The 23,584-nt window shown below is 73.3% G+C and carries 1 protein-coding gene and 3 pseudogenes; all 4 read right to left on the reverse strand.

Going from position 1 to position 23,584, the window contains the following annotated elements; all coding sequences use genetic code 11:
* Nucleotides 1–102: 102 nt before the first annotated feature.
* Nucleotides 103–10,917: pseudogene (locus tag HNR67_RS31150) on the reverse strand (SDR family NAD(P)-dependent oxidoreductase); the annotation flags it as partial.
* Nucleotides 10,918–10,934: 17 nt separating this feature from the next.
* Nucleotides 10,935–17,213: pseudogene (locus tag HNR67_RS31155) on the reverse strand (type I polyketide synthase); the annotation flags it as partial.
* Nucleotides 17,214–17,245: 32 nt separating this feature from the next.
* Nucleotides 17,246–22,327 (reverse strand): annotated as a pseudogene (locus HNR67_RS31160) (SDR family NAD(P)-dependent oxidoreductase); the annotation flags it as partial.
* Nucleotides 22,328–22,334: 7 nt separating this feature from the next.
* Nucleotides 22,335–23,537: a cytochrome P450 gene (locus HNR67_RS31165; RefSeq protein ID WP_185005743.1), complete on the reverse strand. Its 1,203-nt coding sequence runs from the start codon at nt 23,535–23,537 to the stop codon at nt 22,335–22,337.
* Nucleotides 23,538–23,584 lie beyond the last annotated feature (47 nt).

The following is a 23,584-nucleotide window of genomic DNA, read 5'->3' on the forward strand; positions in this document are numbered from 1 at the left end:
GGGGCGCTCCCTGACTGGCTATTGAAACGTTTCAACACCGTGGGGTTGCCACGATAGCCAGCGGGAGCACCGTTGTGTGGGTCTGACCGGACCCGGCCGCGATCACCTCATCAGCCACTCCCGCACCAGATTCGCGGTGGCCGGGGCGTGTTCCTCCATCAGGGTGTAGTGGTCGCCCGCCGTGGTCCGCGACAACGAGCCGGGGGCCACGTCCGCGATCGCGCCCGCGATCAGTGGCACCTCGGCGCGCACCGACAGCACCGGCACGGGCAGTGCGGCGGGGGTGAATTCGGCGAACAGGTCGCAGTTCCAGGCCATCGCGGACAGGCCGGTGCCGGTGAGGTCGCGGATCAGGTCGGTGCGCTGGGTCATGCCCGCCATCAGCGCGGTGACGAACTCGGGCATGCGATCGGCCGGGGGCAGGTAGGTGTCCAGCAGCACCACCGATTCCAGGGCCGCGCCGCGGGCCAGCAGCAGCTCGGCCAGGCGCAGCGCGAGCAGGCCGCCGGAGGAGTAGCCGATGAGGCTGAACGGGCCATCGGTGTGCTTCTCGATGCGGTCGGCCTGGACCTGGGTGAGGACTTCCGCGGAGGCGGCCAGGGGTTCGTCGTCCAGGAAGCCGGGGGTGGTCAGGACGTCGATGGGGTGGGCGCCGTCGAAACCGGCGGCGAAGCGGGCGTAGGAGTGCGCGCCGGCCAGGGGCACCAGCGGGGTCAGGCAGATCAGGCGGGTGGGGGCCGGGCCGGTGCTCAGCGGGGTGATCGCGGGGGTGCCGGGATCGGTGTGGAAGCGCGGGCGGTTGCGGGCCACCGTGCGCAGCAGGTCGAAGCCCCGCGCGCCGTCGCCGTCGTTGATGGCGTTCAGGCAGAGCTGGGCGACCAGGTCGGTAACCGGGGCCGGGGCGGGCTCGGCGGCCGTGGGGGTGCCCAGCAAGTGGCGGGCGAGGGCCCTTGGGGTGGGGTGGTCGAAGGCGATGGTGGTTGACAGGCGTTGTGCGGTGGCCGCGCCGAGGCGGTTGCGGAGTTCCACCGCGGTAAGGGAATCCAGGCCGAGCTGGGTGAACAGGGCGTCCGGGGCGACCTCCTCGGGGCCGGTGTGGCCGAGGACTTCGGCGGCAGTGCTGCGGACCAGGGTCAGCAGGCCCTCCTCGGTGCTGGGCGGGGTGGCGGTGCTCGCGGTCCGGCGGGTGCCGCGGACCAGTGCGGAGAGCAGCCGGGGCGGGGTGGGCTGGAAGGCCGGGAGGTGCAGGCGAGCCGCCATCACCTGCGGGTCGGGGGCGGTGACCAGGGCGTCGAACAGGGCCAGGCCCTGGGACTCGGTGAGCGGGAGCAGGCCGGAGCGGGTCAGCCGGGTGCGGTCGATCCCGGCGGTCATCGCGCTGGGCAGGTCCCACAGGCCCCAGGCGATGGCCACCGCGGGCAGACCGTGCGCGTGCCGGTGCTGGGCGAGTGCGTCCAGCATGGCGTTTGCGGCGGCGTAGTTGCCCTGGCCCGCCGCGCCGAACACGCCCGCTGCCGAGGAGAACAGCACGAACGCGGCCAGGTCGAGGTCGGCGGTCAGCTCGTGCAGCAGCCGGGCGGCTTCGGCCTTGGGGGCGATGACCTTGGCCAGGCGGGCGGGGGTGAGGTCGGCCAGCACACCGTCGTCGAGGACCCCGGCGGCGTGCACGACCGCGGTCAGCGGGTGCTCGGCCGGGACGGCGGCGAGCAGGGCGCGAACCTGGTCCGGGTCGGTGGTGTCGGTGGCGGTGATCGCGACCCGTGCGCCCGCCGCGGACAGTTCGGCCTGTAGCTCGGCCGCGCCGGGTGCGTCCGGGCCGCGGCGACCGGCCAGCAGCAGGCTGCGCACCCCGTGCTGGTGCACCAGGTGGCGGGCCAGCGCGGCGCCCAGTCCCCCGGTGCCGCCGGTGATCAGGACGGTGCCGTCCGGGTCGAGTGCGCGCGGGACGGTGAGCACGACCTTGCCGATGTGCTTGGCCTGGCTCAGATACCGGAAGGCGTCCGGGGCGCGGCGCAGGTCCCAGGTGGTGATCGGCAGTGGGGTCAGCTCACCGGTGGCGAAGAGGTCCAGCAGTTCGCGGAGCATCTCGCCAATGCGCTCGGGGCCCGCGTCGGAGAGGTCGAACGGCAGGTAGCCCACCTCGGCCGGTGGGTTGGCGCGCAGGTCGGTCTTGCCCATCTCGGCGAACCGACCGCCCGGTCGGAGCAGGCGCAGTGAGGCGTCGACGAACTCCCCGGCCAGGGAGTTGAGCACGGCGTCCAGCTCGCTGCCGGCGAAGGCGTCCGCGAAGTCCAGGGTGCGGGAGGAGGCGAGGTGATCGCGGTCGACGCCGAGCGCGGCCACGGCGTCCTGCTTGCCGGGGCTGGCGGTGGCGTAGACCTCCGCGCCGAGGCGGCGGGCCAGCTGGATGGCGGCCATGCCGACGCCGCCCGCGCCGGAGTGCACCAGGATCCGTTGGCCCGGCTTGAGTTCGAGGAGGTCGTGCAGGGCGTAGTAGGCGGTGAGGAAGACCGCGGGCACGCTCGCGGCGCGGACGAAGTCCCAGTCGGCGGGCATCCGGGCCAGCAGCCGGTGATCGGTGACGGTCTCGGGGCCGAACGCGCCGGTGACCATGCCGAACACCCGGTCGCCTGGCTGTAGATCGCGCACGCCCGAACCGGTTTCCAGGACTACGCCCGCGGCTTCCACGCCGAGCCGGGTCAGGTCGCCGGGGACCATGCCGAGGGCGATCAGCACGTCCTTGAAGTTGACCCCGGCGGCGCGCACGCCGATCCGCACCTGTCCCTCGGCCAGTGGTTCGGTCGGGATCGAGGTCAGGGTCAGCTCGTCGAGGCTGCCGGTGGTGGAGCCGGTGAGCAGCCAGGGTTCGATGGGTGGGGTCAGCGCGGGTGGGCGGCGGGTCAGGCGGGGGGCGAGGTAGTCGTTGCCGCGCAAGGCGAGTTGGGGTTCGCCGGTGGCGGCCAGGGTGGACAGTTCGGTCGCGGCGAGCGGGCGGTTGGTGTCCAGGAGGATGAACTGGCCGGGGTGTTCGGATTGGGCACTGCGCAGCAGGCCCCACACTCCGGACTGCTCAATGGACACGTCCTCCCCTGGGCGGACGGCCACCGCGTCGTGGGTGATCACCATGAGTCGTTCGGTGCCAACGGAACTCAGGGCGTCCTGGACGACGGACAGGGCTTCGTCCACTGTGGACACTTCGACTGAAGTGACCGGGTCGCCGGGTTCGACGGGTTCGGGGACGGTGGCCCAGCGTTGGGTGAACAGGGAGTCGGTGGGCAGGGCGGCCGCGGTGCTGGTGAACGGGCGGGTGCGCAGGCCGTCGGCGGTGAGCACCAGTGCGCCGGTGGCGTCGGTGGCGGTCAGGGCGGTGCGGTCGGGGCCGGTCGGGGTCAGGCGGACGTGTAGTTCGCGGGCGCCACGGGCGTGCAGGCGGACGCCGGTCCACAGGAACGGCAGGCCCGATTCGGTGCCACCGGCGAGGGTGATGGCCTGGCAGGCGGCGTCCAGCAGGGCCGGGTGCAGCTCGAAACCGGTGGCAGGGAGGGTGTCAGGCAGGCTGACCTCGGCGTGCAGGTCGGCGCCGTGTCGCCAGGCCGCGCGCAGGCCCTGGAAGCCGGGGCCGTAGCGGTAGCCAGCGGCGTCGAGTTCCGGGTAGAAGCCTGCCAGGTCAACGGGTTCGGCGTCCGCCGGTGGTGTGGTGGACGACGGGGAAACGGGGCTGGCGGTGGCGGTGAGCAGGCCGGTGGCGTGCCGGGTCCAGCCGTCGGCGCCGTGGCTGTGCACGGCGAACGGGCGGTCGCCGGACTCATCGGCGGCGTGCACGCGGACCTGGAGCCGGATCTCGTTGTCGGGCAACGGGAGTGGTGCTTCCAGGACGAGTTCGGCCACGCCTTGGCAGCCGGTCTCGTCGGCGGCACGTACGGCCAATTCGAGGAACGCGGTGCCGGGCAGCAGGCAGGTCTGCCCGATGCGGTGCTCGGCCAGCCAGGGCTGGGTGCGGGCGGAGAGCGTGCTGGTGAACACCACCTCGCCGGTGCCCGCGATCTCCTCGGCCGGGCCGAGCAGCGGGTGGGTCTGGCCGGGCCGCCGGGACGGCAGCGCGGTCGGCCAGAACCGCTTGTGCTGGAAGGGATAGGTGGGCAACCCGACCACCCTGCCGCCGGGCAGCGCGGGCCGCCAGTCGACCTCGATGCCGCGGTTGTGCGCCTCGCCGAGGCAGCGCAGGAACCGGTCCAGGCCGCCGTCCGCGCGGCGCAGGCTGGCCAGGGTGTGCGCGGTGGTGTCGAGGGCCTCGGCGGTCTGTTGCAGGGCGGCCGCGAGCAGTGGGCGCGGGCTGATCTCCAGGAAGACGGTGTGGCCTTCGGCGAGCAGTTCCCTGCTGGCCTCGGCGAAGCGGACCGGCTGGCGCAGGTTGCGGTACCAGTACTCGGCGTCGAGTCCGGCGGTGTCCAGCCGGGCGCCGGTGACGGTGGAGTAGAAGGGAATCGCGGTGGGCGCGGGGCGGAGGTCGTCGAGTTCGGCGAGCAGGTCAGCGCGGGCCGGGGTGACCGCGGAGGTGTGCGACGCGTAGTCCATCGGCACCCGCTTGGCCGTGGGGAAGGCCGCCTGTACGGCTTCGAGTGCCTGGTTGGCACCGGCGACGACAGTCGAGGACGGTCCGTTGTAGGCGGCGATCTCCACACCGTCGAAGGAGATCTGGTCCGCGGGCGCGGGCACGGACAGCACGCCGTGGTCGCCGGAGAGCCGTTCGGCGATGACCCGGCTGCGGCGGACCACGGCGACGGCGGCCTGTTCCAAGGTGAGTGCGCCGGCGACGCAGGCCGCGGCGTACTCGCCGAGGGAGTGCCCGACCACCGCGGCCGGTTCCACCCCGTGCGCGCGCCACAACCTGGCCAGCGAGACCATCACCGCGAACAGTGCGGGCTGCACCAGGTCGGCGCGGCGCAGGGCTGCCTCGTCGCCGAGCACGGCGAGCAGGTCCCAGTCGGCGACGGTGGCCATGGCGCGGGCGCAGTCGGCCATCGCCGCGGCGAACACCGGGGATTCCTCGATCAGCTCCAGTCCCATGCCCGCCCAGCTGGAACCCTGACCGGGGAAGACGAAGACCGGCTTCGCTTCCGTGCCGACCGACCGGTCGGTAAGGCCACGGGTGAGCGCGGTGAGTCCGGCGCGCAACTGCTCGCGGTCCTGACCCACGACCACCGCGCGGTGGGACTGGTGGGTGCGGGTGGTGACCAGGGCGTGGCCGAGGTCGATCGGTTCGATGTCCTGATCCAGCAACGGCAGCAGGCGTTGTGCCTGCGCGGCCAGGGCGGCCGGGCCGCGACCGGAGAGGACCAGCGGGATCGGCCGGGACTCGACGGCCTCGCGGGCGGCGGGCGGCGGTGGCTGGTCGGCTTCCAGCAGGACGTGCGCGTTGGTGCCGGAGATACCGAAGGCGGACACCCCGGCCCGGCGGGGCGCGCCGGTGTCCGGCCAGTCGGTGTGCTCGGTGGTCAGGGCCAGGCTGCCCGCGGACCAGTCCACGTGCGGGGAGGGCTCGCTGACGTGCCTGGTGGCGGGCACGGTGCCGAAGCGCATGGCCAGCACGGTCTTGAGCACGCCCGCGATGCCCGCGGCGGCCTGGGTGTGGCCGAGGTTGGACTTGAGTGAGCCGATCAGCACCGGCCGGTCCCGGTCCTGGCCGTAGGTGGCGAGCAGGGCGTGCGCCTCGATCGGGTCGCCGAGCGGGGTGCCGGTGCCGTGCGCCTCCACCACGTCGATGTCCGATGTGGACAGTCCGGCCGCGCTGAGGGCCTGGCGGATGACCTCCTGCTGGGCGCGGCCGTTGGGTGCGGACAGGCCGTTGGACAGACCGTCCTGGTTGACCGCGCTGCCGCGCAGCACCGCCCACACCGGGCGGCCCTGGGCGCGCGCGGTGGACAGCCGTTGCAGCACCAGCATGCCGGCGCCCTCGGCGAAGCCGGTGCCGTCGGCGTTGGCGGAGAAGGACTTGCACAGTCCGTCGGGGGCCAGGCCGCCCTGCCGGGAGAACTCGGCCAGCCCGGCCGGGGTGGCCATCACGGTCGCCGCCCCGGCCAGCGCCGTCGTGCACTCGCCGCCGCGCAGGGACTGGGCGGCCAGGTGCAGGGCGACCAGGCCGGAGGAGCAGGCGGTGTCCACGGTGACCGCGGGGCCTTCCAGACCGAGGGTGTAGGCGAGGCGGCCGGAGAGCACCGATCCGGCGCTGCCCATGCCCACGTGCCCGGCGACCTCCTCGGCGCCCGCGTGGGCGAACAGCGCGTGGTAGTCCTGGCCGGTGCTGCCCAGGAACACGCCGGTGCGGCTGCGGGACAGCGAGTCCGGGGCGATGCCCGCGTTCTCCAGTGCCTCCCAGGCGAGTTCCAGCGTCAGGCGTTGCTGCGGGTCCATGGCCAGGGCCTCGCGCGGGCTGATGCCGAAGAACTCGGCGTCGAATCCGGCGGCCTCGTGCAAGTAGGAGGCAGTGGTCACGCAGTCCGCGGGCAGCGCGTCCAGGTCCCAGCCACGATCGGCCGGGGGTGGGGTCGTGGTGTCGCGGCCGTCCAGGAGCAGTTGCCAGAGTTCCTCGGGGGTGCGCACGCCGCCGGGCAGGCGGCAGGCCAGGCCGACGATGACCACCGGGTCGTGCTCGCCTACCGACCGGACGGTTGGGACGGCAGGGCCGCCGGTGGTCTCGGTGAGGTGGGCGGCCAGGGCGGCCGGGGTGGGGTGGTCGAAGATGACCGTTGCGGGCAGGGACAGGCCGGTGGCGGCGTTGAGGCGGTTGCGGAACTCCACCGCGGTCACCGAGTCGAAGCCCAGTTCGCGGAACGGCCGGGACACCTCGATCCGGGTGCCGGAGTCGTGCCCGAGCACGGCCGCGACCTGGGCGCGCACCACGGTGAGCGGGTCGGCGGCCAGGGCGGGCGCGGGCTGGGTCGCGGGGATGGCGGCGACCTCGGGGATCTCGGTGAGGGCCGGGTTGGGGCGCACGGCGGTGAGCGCGGTGTAGTAGCGGTCCCACTCGATCTCGGCCAGCACCAGCGTGGTGTCGCCCTGTTCGACGGCGGTGCGCATGGCGGCGAGCGCCTCGGCCGGGTCCATCTCGGGCACGCCGTGCCTGCGCGCGGTCTCCCCGCGCTGACCGGTGCCCATCCCGCCGCCGCCCCAGACTCCCCAGGCGATGGCGGTGGCGGGCAGGCCGAGGGCGTGGCGGCGGTGCGCGAGGGCGTCCAGGTAGGCGTTCGCCGGGGCGTAGCTGCCCTGGCCGGGTGCGCCGATGGTGCCTGCGAGGGAGGAGAACAGGATGAACGCGTCCAGGTCCAGGTGCGCGGTCAGCTCATGCAGGTGTTGCGCGCCAACGGATTTCACCGCGAGCACGCGTCGCAGGTGGTCGGGGGTGAGGGTGGTCAGTGCGGTGTCGTCCAGGACGGCGGCGGTGTGCACCACCGTGCGCAGGCCGGGGTGGGCCGCGATGACCTCGGCCAGTGCGGCGCGGTCGGACACATCGCAGGCCAGCACGGTGACGGTGGCGCCGAGGGCGGTGATCTCCGCGGTGAGTTCGGTGGCCGCGGCCGGGCCGCGGCGGTTGAGCAGCACCAGGTGTTCGGCGCCCTCGGCGGCCAGCCAGCGGGCGACCTGGCTGCCCAGTCCACCGGTGCCGCCGGTGATCAATGAGGTGCCGCGCACCTGCCAGCCGGTGTGCCGTTCGGGGCGGGCCGGGGCGCGGCGCAACCGCCTGCCGTGCGCGCCCGCGCGGTCGATGCGCACCTGGTCCTCGTGATTCGCACCGGCCAGCACCGCGGCCAGCCGGGTGCCCTCGGCCTCGCCGAGCGGGCCGGCCAGGTCGATCAGGCCGCCCCAGCACTCCGGGGTCTCGAAGGCGGCAACCCGGCCGAAGCCCCAGGTGAGCGCCTGGGTTTCGGAGGTGGTGGCGGCGCGGGTGAGGCACCACAGCGGGGTCCGGGTGCCGGTGAGCTGGTGCAGCAGGCGCAGGGTGCGGGTGAATCCGCTGGGCACGCCGGGGAAGCCGGGTTCGGGGGTCTCGTCGTGACCGAGCAGCGCGAGCACACCCGAGTACCCGGCCAGGGCGGCCGGGTCGACCTCGGCGCTGGTGCGCAGCAGTGGGCGGGCGCCGTGACGGCGCAGGGCGGTCAGCACGCTGTCGGAGTAGTCGTCGGGGGCTTCGGTGACGACCAGCCAGTCGCCGGTGAGCACCGGATCCGGGTTGAGGCGTAGCGGGGTCCAGCCCACCTGGTAGCGCAGCCTGTCAAGGGGCGCGTTCCGCGTCTCTACCGACCGGTCGGTAGGGCGAACCCAATGGTGGGCGCGCTGGAACGGGTAGGTGGGCAGGTCGATCACCTGGGCCGGGGCCAGCGCCGGGGTCCAGTCCACCGGCAGTCCGGCGGTCTGCGCGGCGGCGAGTGCGGTGAGCCAGCGGTGCGTGCCGCCGTGCTCGCGGCGCAGGGTGTCCAGCACCCCGCCCGCCTCGATCACCGCGGTGAGCACCGGGTGCGGGCTGATCTCCAGGAAGGTGACCGGGCCGTCGGCGGCCACCGCGCGGGTGGCCGCCTCGAAGCGCACGGTCTGGCGGAGGTTGCGGTACCAGTAGTCGGCGTCCATGGTCGCGGTGTCGATGCGGGCCGCCTCGACCGTGGAGTAGAGCGGGATGTCGCTGCCACGCGGGCGGATCGTGGCCAGTGCGGCCAGGAGTTCTTCGCGCAGCACGGCGACGTCGGGGCCGTGTGAGGCGTAGTCGACGTCGATCCGCTTGGCGTCGGGGAAGGCGGCCAGCACCGCGTCCAGGGCCTCGGTCTGTCCACATACGACGGTGGAGCGGGGTCCGTTGACCGCGGCCACGGTGACCCCTGGCAGGTCGAGTCGTTCGGCTGGCACGGGCACCGAGACCATGCCGCCGCCGCGACCGGCGAGCACCCCGGCGATCAGTCTGCTGCGCGCGACCACCACCAATGCGCCCTCGGCCAGGGAGAGCGCGCCGACCGCGCAGGCGGCGGCGATCTCACCCTGGGAGTGCCCGATGACGGCGGCGGGCCAGAGGCCGTGCGCCTGCCAGAGCCGGGCCAGCGACACCATGATCGCCCACAGCGCGGGCTGCACCACCTCGACCCGGTCCAGCGCGGACTGCTCGGCCAGCACCCGGCGCAGCGACCAGTCCACGTGCGCGGACAGCGCCTGCTCGCAGTCGGCCATGGCCGCGGCGAACTCCGGCGACTCCGCCCACAGCCGCAACCCCATGCCGAGCCACTGCGAGCCCTGGCCGGGGAAGACGAACACCACCCGGTCCGCCGCACCGACCGGCGGCACCGGGGTGTCCCCCACTGCCAGCGCACGCAGTCCGTCCAGGGCCTCGGCTCGGGTGGCGGCGGGCAGCACCGCGCGGTGCGGGAAGCGGGCCCGGGTGGTGGCCAGGGTCAGCGCCACGTCGGCCAGGTGCTCGTCGTGGTCAAGGAGGTGCGTGTGCAGCCGGTTGGCCTGGGCGCGCACCGCGGCCTCGGTGCGGCCGGAGAGCAGCAGCGGCACCGTCCCGCACTCCCCCGACTGCTCGGTCGGTTCGGGTGTGACGGATTCCAGGATCACGTGCGCGTTGGTGCCGGAGATGCCGAAGGAGGACACCCCGGCGCGGCGCGGCCGGTCGTGTTCGGGCCACGGCCGGGACTCAGTGAGCAGCCGGACCGCGCCGGTGTCCCAGTCCACGTGCCGGGACGGGCGGTCCACGTGCAGGGTGGCGGGCAGCCGGCGGGCCTGCAGGGCCAGCACCATCTTGAGCACGCCGACCAGTCCGGCGGCGGCCTGGGTGTGGCCGAGGTTGGACTTCACCGAGCCCAGCCACAGCGGTTCGGCCCGGTCCCGGCCGTAGGTGGCCAGCAGCGCGTCCGCCTCGATCGGATCGCCGAGGGTGGTGCCGGTGCCGTGCGCCTCCACCGCGTCGATGTCCGATGTGGACAGTCCGGCATCGGCGAGGGCACGGCGGATCACGTCCTCCTGGGCCGCGCCGTTGGGTGCGGACAGGCCGTTGGAGGCGCCGTCGGAGTTGATCGCCGAGCCGCGCAGCACCGCGAGCACCCGGCGTCCCTGGCGGCGGGCCTCGGACAGGCGCATCACCAGCACGGCGGCCACGCCCTCGCCGAAGTTGGTGCCGTCGGCGGCGTCGGCGAAAGGCTTGCACCGGCCGTCCCCGGCCAGCCCGCCCTGCTTGGCGAACTCGACGAACCCGTGCGGCGCGGACAGCACCGACACCCCGGCGACCAGCGCGGCCGTGCACTCGTCCTTGCGCAGTGCCTGGGCGGCCAGGTGCAGGGCGACCAGGGAGGAGGAGCAGGCGGTGTCCACGGTGACCGCGGGTCCGCGCAGCCCGAAGGTGTAGGCCAGGCGGCCGGAGGCGACGCTGGGCGCGGTGCCGGTGGCGATGTAGCCCTCGGCGGCGGCCGGGTTGTCCAGCAGCCGGATCAGGTAGTCGCCGGGTCCGGAGCCGACGAACACGCCGATCCGCTGTTCCCGCACCGAATCCGGGGCGTGCCCGGCCCGTTCGAGGACCTCCCAGGCGGCTTCCAGGAGCAGCCGCTGCTGCGGGTCCATCGCGGTGGCCTCACGCGGGGAGATACCGAACAGGTCGGCGTCGAAACCACCGACGTCCGGCACGAAGTAGGCGTCGGTGGCGAAGGGCCGCAACGCTTCCAGGTCCCAGCCGCGGTCGCCGGGGAACGGGGTGCGCGCGTCGGCGCCGCTGTCCACCTGCTGCCACAACTGTTCCGGGGTGTCCACGCCGCCGGGCAGGCGGCAGCTCATGGCCACCACGGCGATGGGTTCGGTGGCGGCATCGGTGAGGGCCCGGTTGCGTTCGCGCAGCCGCTCGGTTTCCTTGACCGAGGACCGCAGTGCGTCGACGAGGCGGTCTGGGGAGACGGTCATGTCGGTCATCCTTCGGTGCTGGCGGAACCGGCTGCGCCCAGCGCGAAGGACACCAGCCCTTCCACGTCGAGGTCGTCGATGGCGTCATCGGCCAGGCCACGCCCGGACTCGGCCGGTTCCGGTGCGGGCACTGGTTCGGGCTCGGCGGTGGGGAACAGGTCGGCGGCGAGCTTGCGGGCCAGCGCCTCCGGGCTGGGGTGGCTGAACACGGCGGTGGCCGGCAGGCGCAGGCCGGTGGCGGCGTTGAGGCGGTTGCGCAGTTCCACCGAGCTGAGCGAGTCGAAGCCGATCTCGGTGAAGGCACGCACCGGGTTCACCGCGTCCGCGCCGCCGTGTCCGAGCACCGCGGCGGTGTGCGCGCGGACCAGGTCGGTGAGCACCCGCAGCCGGTCCGGTTCCGGCACCTCGGCGAGCCGGGCCGCGCTGGCGGTCTCGGTCACCGGGGCCTGCGCCACCACCCGGCGCACCCGGCGGCGGATCACGTTGCGCCACAACGGCGGCAGCTCCTGCTCACCGGTCAGGTCCAGGTCGATGGGCAGCAGCAGTGCCTCGTCCCGCGCACCGGCGGCGTCGAACAGGCCCAGTGCGGTGCCGGTGGCGAGTGCGCGCACGCCGGAGCGGGCGATGCGGGCCCGGTCGGTCTCCGACAGGGTCGCGGTCAGTTCGCTGGTCTCCGCCCACAGTCCCCAGGCCAGGGACTGCGCGGGCAGGCCGTCGGCGGTCCGGCGCTGGGCGAGGGCGTCCAGGAAGGAGTTGGCCGCGGCGTAGTTGGCCTGCCCGGCGTTGCCGGTGACCCCGGCAGCCGAGGAGAACAGCACGAACGCGGCCAGGTCGGCATCCCGGGTCAGCTCATCGAGCACCGCGGCGCCCTCGACCTTGGGCCGGAACACGGTGTCGAGGTCGGCCTCGGTGAGGGAACCGACCAGTCGGTCGGCGAGCGCGCCCGCGGCGTGCACGACCGCGGTCAGCGGACGCCGGAGGCCCGCCAGCACAGCGGCCACCGCGGCCCGGTCGGCGACATCGCAGGCCGCCACGGTCACTGTTTCCGCGCCGAGTGCACGCAGTTCCTCGACCAGTTCCGGTGCCGCGCCGCGGCGGCTGAGCAGCAGCAGGTGCCGGACGCCGCGCGCGGTCACCAGGTGGCAGGCCAGGATCCGGCCCAGGGTGCCGGAGCCGCCGGTGAGCAGCACGGTGCCCTCGGGATCCCAGACGCGGGCCGTGGTGAGCACCACCTTGCCGATGTGCTTGGCCTGGCTGACATGTCGCAGTGCCTCGGTGGCGCGGCGGGCGTCCCAGGCGCGCACCGGCAGCGGTGCCAGTTCCCCGGTGGCGAACAGCTTGCCGAGCAGGGCGAACATCTCCTCGATCCGGTCCGCCCCGGCGTCGAGCAGGTCGAAGGCCCGGTAGCGCACGTGCGGATGCGCGGCGGCCACGGTCCCGGGGTCGCGGATGTCGGTCTTGCCCATCTCCAGGAACCGGCCGCCGTCGGCGGTCAGCCGCAGCGAGGCGTCCACGTACTCCCCTGCCAGGGAGTTGAGCACCACGTCGACGCCCTTGGCGGCCTGGAAGCGGAAGACGCGTTCGAAGGCGGTGTTGCGGGAGGAGGCGATCCGGTCCACGGCCACCCCGGCGGCGGTGAGCGCGCCGTGCTTGGCCGGGCTGGCGGTGCCGAACACCTCGGCGCCGAGGTGGCGGGCGATGCGCACCGCGGCCATGCCGACCCCGCCGGCGGCGGCGTGCACCAGCACCTTCTCCCCCGCGCGCAGACCGGCCAGGTCGACCAGGCCGTAGTAGGCGGTGAGGTAGGCCACCGGCGCGGCCGCGCCCTGGGCGAAGGTCCAGCCGGCGGGCAGCGGGGCCAGTGCGCGGTGGTCGGCGAGCGCGACCGGTCCGGCATAGGCGCCGGTCACCAGGCCCATCACCCGGTCCCCGACGGCGAACCGGGTGACCCCGGGGCCGATCTCGGTGACCACGCCCGCCGCTTCGCCGCCTACCGGCCGGTCGGTAGGCGGTACCACGTCCAGGGCGACCAGCACCTCGCGGAAGTTCACCCCGGTGGCGCGCACGGACAACCGCACCTGTCCGGCGGCGAGTGGGGCAAGCACCTCGGGTGCGGGCACCGGGGTCAGTTCGTCCAGGGTGCTCGCGGTGGCCAGGTCGATGCTCCAGGCCGGCAGGTCGGGCGGGGTGAGCGCGGGCGCCGGGTCGTGCTCGGCCAGCCGGGGCGCGAGCAGCCGGGTGCCACGCACCGCCACCACCGGCTCCTCCGGGCGGAAGGCGGTGGGCGGCAACGTGCGTGGGTCGGCGTCCGGGTCCAGGTCGATGATCAGGAACCGTCCGGGGTGCTCGCTCTGCGCACTGCGTACGAAGCCGAGCGCGGCCGCGGCGGCCGGGTCGGGGCCGCCGCGCTGACCGGCCGGGCAGGCGCCGGTGGTGACGAAGACCAGAGTGGCCTTGGCGAAACGCTCCTCGGCCAGCCAGTCCTGCACCGCCTTGCGCACCCGCTGGGTCAGTGCCAGGGCGTCCCTGGCCGGGTTCCCGATGCGGGGCACCAGGTTCAGCAGCACGTACTCCGGCGCGGTCGGCGCGCCGAGTTCGGCGGCCAGCGAGCCCAGACCGGCGTACCGGTCGGCGTCGAGCACGTCGAAGGGGCTCAGTTCGGATTCCAGGCTGCCGGGCAGCACCGCCACCCTGGGCTCGGGCCGCACCGTGTCAGACAGCTCGGTCCAGTCGTGGCGGAGCAGCTTGCCGGTGGCCGCGCGGTGGGTGGCCACCGGGACGCCGTCGGCGACCATCCGGGTGGCGAACTCGCCGATGTCCAGCACCGGCTCACCGACCGGGTCGGTGGCCAGCAGGCTCACGCTGCTCTCCCCCAGCCGCCGCAGCCGCACCCGCAGCGAGCGCGCGCCGGTGGCCGAGACGGTGAGGTCCTGCCAGGTGAACGGCAGGAAGGTCTGTCCTTCGGCGAGGCTGCCGTGCGCCATCACCTGCAACGCGCCGTCCAGCAGTGCCGGGTGCAGCACGAACGGCTCGCTGGGCGCGGCATCGGCCAGGCTGATCTCGGCGTAGCGGTCCGCGCCGTCCACCCAGATCCGGCGCACGCCCTGGAACAGCGGGCCGTAGACCAGGCCGTCTGAGGCCAGCAGCTCGTAGAAGTCGGCGGTGTCCGCCTCGACCGCACCGGGCGGTGGCCAGGTGTCCCAGCCGGGCTGGGCCGGGGCGGGCTCCGCGGCCAGCACGGCGGTGGCGTGCAGCACCCAGCCGCCCCTGCTGCCCTCGGGCCGGGAGCGCACCGAGACCTGGCGGGTGGTGCTGACGTTGACCTGCACGTCAACACGTTCCGCGCCCTCGAACACCAGCGGGGTGTGCAGGGTCAGCTCGGCAACGCGGCCGCAGCCGGTCTCCGCCGCGGCCCGCAGCGCCATCTCGACGAATCCCGCGCCGGGGAACATGATCGCGCCGAGCACGGCGTGATCGGCCAGCCACGGGTGGGTGGTCAGCGAGAGTGAGCCGGTGAGCAGCAGGTCACCGGTCTCGGCCTGTTCCAGCACCCCATCCAGGAGCCCGCAGCCGGGGTCGGCGTCCGCGTTGGTGAGCCAGTAGCGCTCACGCTGGAACGGGTAGGTGGGCAGGTCGACGAACACCGGCGAGCGGTCAGTCCACAGTGGACTGAAGTCGACGCTCGCGCCGCCGGTGAACGCGGTGCCCAGTGCGCGCAGGAACTGTTCTGGCCCACCGGCCTGGCGGCGCAGGGTGCCGGTGGTGGTGGCCGGGACACCCAGCTCGGCCAGCAGGTCGGCCACCCCTGGGGTGATCACGGGGTGGCTGCTGACCTCGACGAAGGTGTCGAAGCCCTGTTCGGCGAGTCCGCGCACGGCGTGGTCGAGGCGGACCGGCTCACGCAGGTTGCGCAGCCAGTACTCGCCGTCCAGTGCGGTGCCGGGCAGGTAGCCGCCGGAAACGGTGGAGTAGAACGGGATCGTCGTCGCGCCGGGTTTCAGGTCGGCCAGCGCGGCCCGCAGATCCGTGGCGAGCAGGTCGACCTGGGCGGAGTGCGAGGCGTAGTCGACCTCGATCCGGCGGGCCTGCACGCCTGCGCGGTCGCAGTGCGCGAGCAGTTCGTCCAGGCCGGGGACCGCGCCGGAGACGACCACGGATTCCGGGCCGTTGACCGCCGCGACCGACAGTCCGGAGCCGAGGCCGGTCAGCAGCGTGTCCACCTCGGCGGCGGGCAGGGACACCGAGACCATGCCGCCGAGTCCGGCGAGCTTGTCCGCGATGAGCCGGGAGCGCAGGCACACCACCCTGGCGGCCTCGGTCAGGGTGAGCGCACCGGCGATGTGCGCGGCCACGATCTCACCCTGGGAGTGCCCGACCACGACCGCGGGTTCGACGCCGTAGGCCTGCCACAGCCGGGTCAGCGACACCATCACCGCGAACAGCGCCGGTTGCACGACGTCCACCCGGCGCAGTGCCTCGGCGTCGGCGAGCACCTCGAGCAGCGACCAGTCGACCAGCCCGGCGAAGGCGTCCGCGCACGCGTGCAGCGACTCGGCGAAAATGGGCTCTGCCAACAGGTCCACGGCCATACCCGCCCACTGCGCGCCCTGACCGGGGTAGACGAACACGGCTTCGTGCGGGCCGCTGCGGGTGGTGCCGGTGATCAGCGCACTGCTGGGCTGGTCCTCGGCCAGTGCGCGCAACGCTTCCCGCGCCTGGGTCGCGTCGGTGGCGATGACCACCGCGCGTTCGCGCAGGGTGGCGCGGGTGGTGTGCAGGGCTCGGGCGAGGTCAGTGAGCCCGCCCTCGGTGACGACTCCGGCGAGCTGCCGGGCCTGTGCGCGCAGGGCTTCGGGGCTGCTGGCGGACAGGGTCAGCGGCAGCACCGCGGCTTCGGGTCCTGGCACCGGGTCCGACTGCTCGAACTGTTCCAGCACAAGGTGTGCGTTGGTGCCGGAGGCGCCGAAGGAGGACACCGCGGCCCGGCGCGGGCGGTCCAGTTCGGGCCACGGGCGGGCCTGGGTGAGCACGCTGACGCCCTGCCAGTCCACTGTGGACGATGGCGTGTCCACGTGCAGGGTCCTGGGCAGCAGCCCCGCGCGCATGGCCTGCACGGTCTTGATGACACCGGCGACACCCGCGGCGGCCTGCGTGTGCCCAAGGTTGGACTTCACCGACCCCAGGTACAGCGGGGTGCCGCCGGGCCGCTGGCCGTAGGTGGCCACCAAGGCCCCGGCCTCGATGGGGTCGCCGAGCACGGTGCCGGTGCCGTGGCCCTCGACCAGGTCCACATCGCCGACGGAGAGCCCGGCCTTGGCCAGCGCGGCCCGGATGACGCGCTCCTGGGCCTTGCCGTTGGGTGCGGTCAGGCCGTTGGAGGCGCCGTCGGAGTTGATCGCCGAACCGCGGATGACCGCGAGGATCCGGCTACCGGCGGCCTGGGCGTCGGAAAGTCGTTGCAGCACCAGCAGTCCGGCGCCCTCGGACCAGCCGGTGCCGTCCGCGCCCTGCCCGAAGGACTTGCACCGCCCGTCCGCGGCCAGGCCGCGCTGCCGGGAGAACTCCACGAACGCCGCCGGGGTGAACAACTGGGTGGCGCCACCGGCCAGGGCCAGGTCGATCTCGCCCTGCCGCAGCGATTCGCAGGCCAGGTGCATGGCCACCAGGGAGGAGGAACAGGTGGTGTCCAGGGTCAGCGCGGGTCCCTCCAGGCCGAGGGTGTAGGCGATCCGGCCCGAGGCGACGCCGCCGGAGTTGCCGGTGCCCAGGTAGCCCTCCAGATCAGCGGGCGTACCGACCAGTCGGTCGACGTAGTTGTGGTACATCACGCCGGTGAACACGCCGCTCTGACTGCCGCGCAACGAGTCCGGCGCGATACCGGCCCGTTCCAGTGCCTCCCAGGCCAGTTCCAGCAGCAGCCGGTGCTGCGGGTCGGTGGCCAGCGCCTCACGCGGGGAGATGCCGAAGTGCGCGGCGTCGAAGGCGTCCCCGTCGGTGAGGAAACCGCCCTGGCTGACATAGGACTTGCCCCGGCTGGCCGGATCCTCGTCCAGCAGGCCGTCCAGCTGCCAGCCTCGATCGGTGGGCAGCGAGGTGATCGCGTCGCGTTCCCCGGCGACCAGCTCCCACAGCTGTTCGGGTGAGCTGATCCCGCCGGGGAAACGACAGGACATGCCGACGATCGCGATGGGTTCCCTGGCCGCGGCCAGGCGTTTGCGGGACTCGGCCAGCTCCGCGGTGACCCAGCGCAGGTGGGCGATGAGTTCTTCCTCGTTCGGCATATCAGGACCTGTCTGTGAAAGAGGGGGCGGGCGCGTTACTTGTGCATGCCGAGTTCGGTGTGGATGAACGCGAGCAGCTCGTCGGCGCTGGCCTCCCGCAGTTCGGTGGCGGACTGCCGGTCGGGGCTGGCGGTGCTGGTGTGCTGGTGCAGCTGGGCGATCCGGCCGGTCAGCCTGGCCAGCAGGGTTCCGTCGGTGCCTGGCGCGGTCAGGGTGGCCTCGATCAGGTCGAGGGCGTTCAGCAGTGCGGTTTCGGTGCCGTGCGTGCCGCCGAGTTCGCCGCTGAGTCGCTCGGCCAGGGCTTCCGGGGTGGGGTGGTCGAAGATGATGGTCGGCGGCAGGCGCAGGCCGGTGGCTTGGTTGAGCCGGTTGCGCAGTTCCACCGCGGCGAGGGAGTCGAATCCGGACTTCAGGAACGGCCTGCGCGGGTCGATCTGCTCGCCACCGGCGAAGCCGAGCAGCGCGGCCGCGTGCTCCCGCACCAGGTTCAGCAGCTCACGCCCGCGTTCGGCCGGGGTCAGCGCCGCCAACCGATCGGTCAGGCCGGGTTCGGCGGTCACGGCCGCGCGGCGACGGGTTGGTTCGGGTGCGGCGCGGCGTAGTGGAATGGCGACCGGTTCGGTGCCGGAGACCGCGCGGTCGAACAGGGCCAGTCCCTCCACTGTGGACAGTGCGCCGACCCGCTGCGGGCGGCCGGTGACCGGGGCGGTGAGGGTGGTGGCCTGCTGCCAGAGGCCCCAGGCCAGGGAATGTGCCGGCAGGCCGAGGGCGTGCCGGTGGGTGGCCAGGGCATCCAGGTAGGCGTTGGCGGCGGCGTAGCTCGCCTGACCCGGTGAGCCGAGGATGCCCGCGGCACTGGAGAACAGCACGAACAGGCGGAGATCACTGTCTCGGGTCAGCTCGTGCAGGTGCCGGGCGCCCTCGGCCTTGGCGGCCAGCACGGTGCGCAGGCGGTCGGCGGTGAGCGCGGTGACCACCCCGTCGTCGAGCACGGCGGCGGCGTGCACGATCCCGGCCAGGCCGGTGATGCCGTCGAGCACCCTGCTGAGCTGCTCGCGGTCGCTGACGTCGCAGGCGTGCACCTGGGCGCTCGCGCCTAGTTCGGCCAGCTCGGCCACGAGTTCGGCCACCCCCGCAGCGGTGGGGCCGGAGCGGCTGAGCAGGACCAGGTTCCGCACGCCGTGGGTCCGGGCGAGGTGACGGGCCAGCAGGGCGCCCAGGCCGCTGGTGCCGCCGGTGATCAGCACCGTGCCGTCCGCGGGCAGCTTGGGGAACTCGCCGTCCTGGTCGGCCGGGACCAGGTTCGGGGCGAGGGCCTTTCCGTTGCGCAGGGCCAGCTGTGGGGCTCCGGTAGGCACGGCGGCGGCCGGGTGGCCGTCGTCGTCGAGCAGGGCGAGGCGGTCGGGATGCTCGGCCTGGGCCGCACGCAGCAGTCCCCAGACCGGGGCCTGGTTGAGTGCGGTGACCGGGTCGTGCGATCCGGTGGACACCGCTCCCCTGGTGCGCACGACCAGGCACTGTGGACGGTCGGCGGCGAGGTGTTCCTGCACGACGGCCAGCACCTGGGCGGTGATCTGCACCGGATCGCCCTCGGTCGGACAGTCGTAGCTGATCGTGTCCACAGTGGACTGACCGGCGAACTCGGTCCAGTCCAGGCGGGAGAGCAGACCGTCGGTCGCCGGGCCGAGGGCATCCGGGCGGACCGGGCGGGAGTGCAGGCCCTCGACGGTGAGCACCGGGTTGCCCGCCGGATCGGTGGCCAGCAGCGAGAGGTCGCCGGTGATCCGCACCCGCAGCGAACGCGCACCGGCGCCGTGCACGCTGACACCGGTCCAGGCGAAGGGCAGCAGGGTCCTGCCGGGTTGGCGTCCGACGTGGGCGGCGACCTGGAGGGCCGCGTCCAGCAGAGCGGGGTGCAGCACGAACTCGCCGGTGGCGTGCTCGGGCAACTCGACCTCGGCGTACCAGTCATCCTCGGCCCGCCACACCGCGCGCACACCCTGGAAGACCGGGCCGTAGACCAGTCCGTCACCGGCGAGATCCGGGTAGAACTGGGTGAGGTCAACGGGTTCGCCGGGTGGCGGCCAGGTCAGTGCGGCCGGGGCGATGGGGCTGTCGGTGAGCTGGGCGCTGGCGTGGTGGGTCCAGGTGTCGCCGGTGGCACTGTGGATTTGCGCCTGGCCGTCGGTGGTGATCCGCACCTGGATGGCCACCTGGCCCTGCTCGGGCAGGACCAGCGGGGCGTGCTGGGTGAGTTCGGCCAGCACCGGGCTGCCGATCTCATCCCCGGCACGGATGGCCAGTTCGACAAAAGCCGCGCCGGGCAACAACACCGAGCCCAGTACCGCGTGCTCGGCCAGCCACGGGTGGGTGGTCAGGGACAGCGAGCCGGTCAGCAGCACGTCACCGCTGTCGGCCACCCGGACGGCCGCGCTCAGCAGTCCGTGGTCGAGCGCGGCGAACCCGGCAGCACCCTTGGCAGCACTGGGTTCCAGCCAGAACCGTTCCCGCTGGAAGGCGTAGGTGGGCAGGTCGATGACGCGGGTGCCCTCGGGCAGCTCCGGCGTCCAGTCCACCTCGACACCGGCGGCATGCGCGCCGCCGAGGGCCCGCAGCCACTGACGGACGCCGCCCTCGTTGCGGCGCAAGGTGCCGAGTGCGGCGACCTCGGTGTCCCCGGCGATCTGCTCGACCGCGGTGGTCAGCACCGGATGTGCGCTCATCTCCAGGAAAACCCGGTGTCCGGCCGCGATCAGCTCGGTCACCGCACCCTGGAAGTCCACGCACACCCGCAGGCTGGTGAACCAGTGCCCGGCGGTCAGGTCAGTGCCGTCCACCGGCCCGCCGGTGGCCCCGCAGTACACCGGGATCTCGCTCGTGACCGGCCGGATCGGGGCCAGTGCGGCGAGCAGGTCGGCCCGCAGCGAGTCCACGGCCGCGGTGTGCGAGGCGTAGTCCACCTCGATCCGGCGCACCCGCTCGTGCCGGTCCACCAGCGCGGTCACCGCCTCGGCAGCGCCGGATACCACCACGTACTCCGGACCGTTCAGCGCCGCGATCTCCAGGTCCGCGCCGAAGGGTGCGATCAGCTCCCGCACCGCCGCCAGCGGCAGCGCCACCGAGGCGATGCCACCGCGCCCGGCCAGTTCCCGCGCGATCAGCTTGGAACGCAGGCAGATCACCCGCGCCGCGTCCACAAGGGACAGTGCCCCGGCCACGTGCGCGGCGGCGACCTCGCCCTGGGAGTGGCCGACCACCGCGGCCGGTTCGACCCCGCGCGAACGCCACAGCTTGGCCAGGGACACGTGCACCGCGAACAACGCAGGCTGGACCACGTCGACCCGCTGGAGCAGCTCGGCGTCGGCGAGCACCTCCAGCAACGACCAGTCCACGAACTCACCGAACGCCTTGGCACACTCCGCCATCGACTCCGCGAACACCGGTTCGCCCAGCAGTTCCACCGCCATGCCAACCCACTGCGAGCCCTGGCCGGGGAAGACGAACACCGGCTTGCCATCGGTGCGGACCTCGCCGGTGACGAGGTCGGCGTGCGGCCGCCCGTCGGCGAGGTCGACCAACCGGTCGGTCAGTTCGGCCGCGTCAGCCGCGATCAGCACGGCCCGCCGGGTGAAGTGGGTGCGGGTGGTGATCAGGGAATGGGCCAGGTCGGGCAGGGCGACCGGCTCGGCCAGCCGGTCCCGCAGTCGCCGGGCCGGGCCGGTGAGGTCGTCACGGCCGGAGACCAGGAACGGCGCCAGCGTGGCGGCGGGTTCCGGCCGGACCGGTTCGGGTTCAACGGCTTCCAGGATCACGTGCGCGTTGGTGCCGGAGACCCCGAAGGAGGACACCGCGGCCCGGCGCGGCCGATCCAGCTCAGGCCATTGGCGGGCTTCGGCGAGCACCGCGATGTTCTTCCAGTCCACTGTGGATGTTGGCGTCTCGGCGTGCAGGGACTTGGGTAGCAGGCCCGCGTGCAGTGCCTGCACCATCTTGATGACACCGGCGACGCCGGCGGCGGCCTGGGTGTGCCCGAGGTTGGACTTCACCGACCCGAGGTACAGCGGCTCACCCGCCCGTTTGCCGTAGGTGGCGGCCAGTGCGCCAGCCTCGATGGGGTCGCCGAGCACGGTGCCGGTGCCATGGCCCTCCACCAGGTCGACGTCGGCGATGGTGAGTCCGGCGTTGGCCAGGGCTGCCCGGATGACCCGCTCCTGGGCCTTGCCGCTGGGCGCGGTCAGGCCGTTGGAGGCGCCGTCCTGGTTGACCGCCGAACCGCGGAGCACCGCGAGCACCCGGCGGCCGGCGGCCTGTGCGTCGGAAAGTCGTTGCAGCACCAGCAGTCCGGCGCCCTCGGCGAAGCCGGTGCCGTCGGCGTCCCCGGCGTAGGAGCGGCAGCGCCCGTCGGCGGAAAGCCCCTGCTGGCGGGAGAACTCCACGAACAGCTTGGGCAGTGCCTGCACCGTGACGCCACCGGCCAGTGCCAGCTCGCATTCACCGCGCCGCAACGAGTCCGCGGCCAGGTGCAGAGCGACCAGGGAGGAGGAGCAGGCCGTGTCCACGGTCAGCGCGGGGCCGGTCAGGCCCAGGGTGTAGGCGATCCGGCCGGAGATGACGCTGGCCACGTTGCCGATCAGGTTGTCCGCGACATCGGTCAGCGTGTCGTAGCCCTGGTAAGAAGCGCCGACGAACACGCCGACCGCCTTGTCCTGCAAGGTCTCCGGCACGATCCCGGCGTGTTCCAGCGACTCCCAGGACACCTCAAGTGCCAGTCGCTGCTGCGGGTCCATGCCGCGGGCCTCACGCGGGGACACCCCGAAGAAGCCGGGGTCGAACCCACCCGCGTCGGCGAGGAAGCCACCGCGGGCGGTGACGCTGTCCCCCGGTTCGAGCCGCCAGCCCCGGTCGGCCGGGAAGTCGGTGATCGCGTCCACCTCGTCGATCACCAGTCGCCACAGCGCGTCCGGGCTGTCCACCCCGCCCGGGTAGCGGCAGGCCATGCCGACGATCGCGAGTGGTTCGGCGCTGGGGTCCTCCAGCTCGCTCACCCTGTTACGCAGCGTGTGCAGTTCCGCGCTGGCCTGGCGCAGGTAGGCGCGCAGCTTGTCCGTCTCGGTCATCGCCGCCTCACCAACCGACCGGTAGGGAGCTGACCCCGTTGACCAGGCGGGCCGTCCGCCACGGCACTTCCTCGGCAGGCACCGTCAGGTGCAGGCCGGGGAAGCGGCTGATCAGCGCGCTGAGCACCAGTTGCAGCTCCACCCTGGCCAGCCGGGCGCCGAGGCAGTGGTGCGCGCCGTGGCCGAACGCGATGTGGTTGGCCGCGTCCCGGGTGAGGTCGATGGTCGCGGCGTCGGGGAAGACGGTCTCGTCCCGGTTGCCGGCGGCCATGTGCACCACCACGACCTCCCCGGCCCGCACCAGGGTGCCGCCGAGTTCCACGTCCTCGATCGCCATCCGCGGGAAGTTCCCGGCCGAGGCCAGCGGGGTGTGCCGGAGCAGTTCCTCCACCGCGCCTGGCACCAGTTCCGGCTCGGCGACCAGCCGTTTCCACAGCTCCGGCCGGCTGAGCAGCTGGAAGAGGAAGTTGCCGATCTGGTTGGCGGTGGTCTCGTGCCCGGCCAGCAGCAGGGTCATGCCGAAGACGACGAGTTCGGTCTCGTCCAGCCGGTCGTCCAGGTCGCGGGCCTCGACGAGTTTGCTGAGTAGGTCCTCACCTGGCTGCGCGCGACGCTGGGCGATCAGCTCGGCGAGGTAGCCGATGAGGCCGTCCCTGGCGGCGATGATCAGGTCCAGGTCCTCGGCGTTGACCGACATGATGTCGTCGGTCCACTGGGCGAACCTGGAGTGGTCCGCCACCGGCACACCGAGCAGGCTGGAGATCACCCGCACCGGCAGCGGCCAGCTCAGCGCCGAGGCCAGGTCGGCGGTGTTCCCGTTGGCCGCCATGGCATCCAGCAGCGTGTTGATGGTCTCCTCGACCACCGGGCGCAGCGCGTCGACCTGCCGGACGGTGAAGGCCCTGGCGACCAGCCTGCGTAGCCGGGTGTGCTCGGGCGGGTCCATGGACAGGATGGACATGTCGGTCTCGATGGCCGGGGTGCTGCGTGCGACGTCCTTGCCCAGCACCGCGGTCCGGCTGAACCTGGGGTCGGCGAGCACCACCTTGATGTCGTGGTACCGGGTGACCAGCCAGGCCGGGTCGCCGTAGGGCATCTGGATCCGGGTGAGGCCCTCGGCGGCGCGGGCGGCCTGCAGGCCGGGGTGCTCGTCCAGGCCGCGCTGTTCCCCGAAGGGGTAGTTGTGCACGGGGCATTCGCTGGCGGTCATGGGGTTCTCCAGTAGGTCAGGACTGGGCGTTGGCCTGGTCGATGAAG

The sequence above is a fragment of the Crossiella cryophila genome (assembly GCF_014204915.1).
Classification (GTDB): Bacteria; Actinomycetota; Actinomycetes; order Mycobacteriales; family Pseudonocardiaceae; genus Crossiella; species Crossiella cryophila.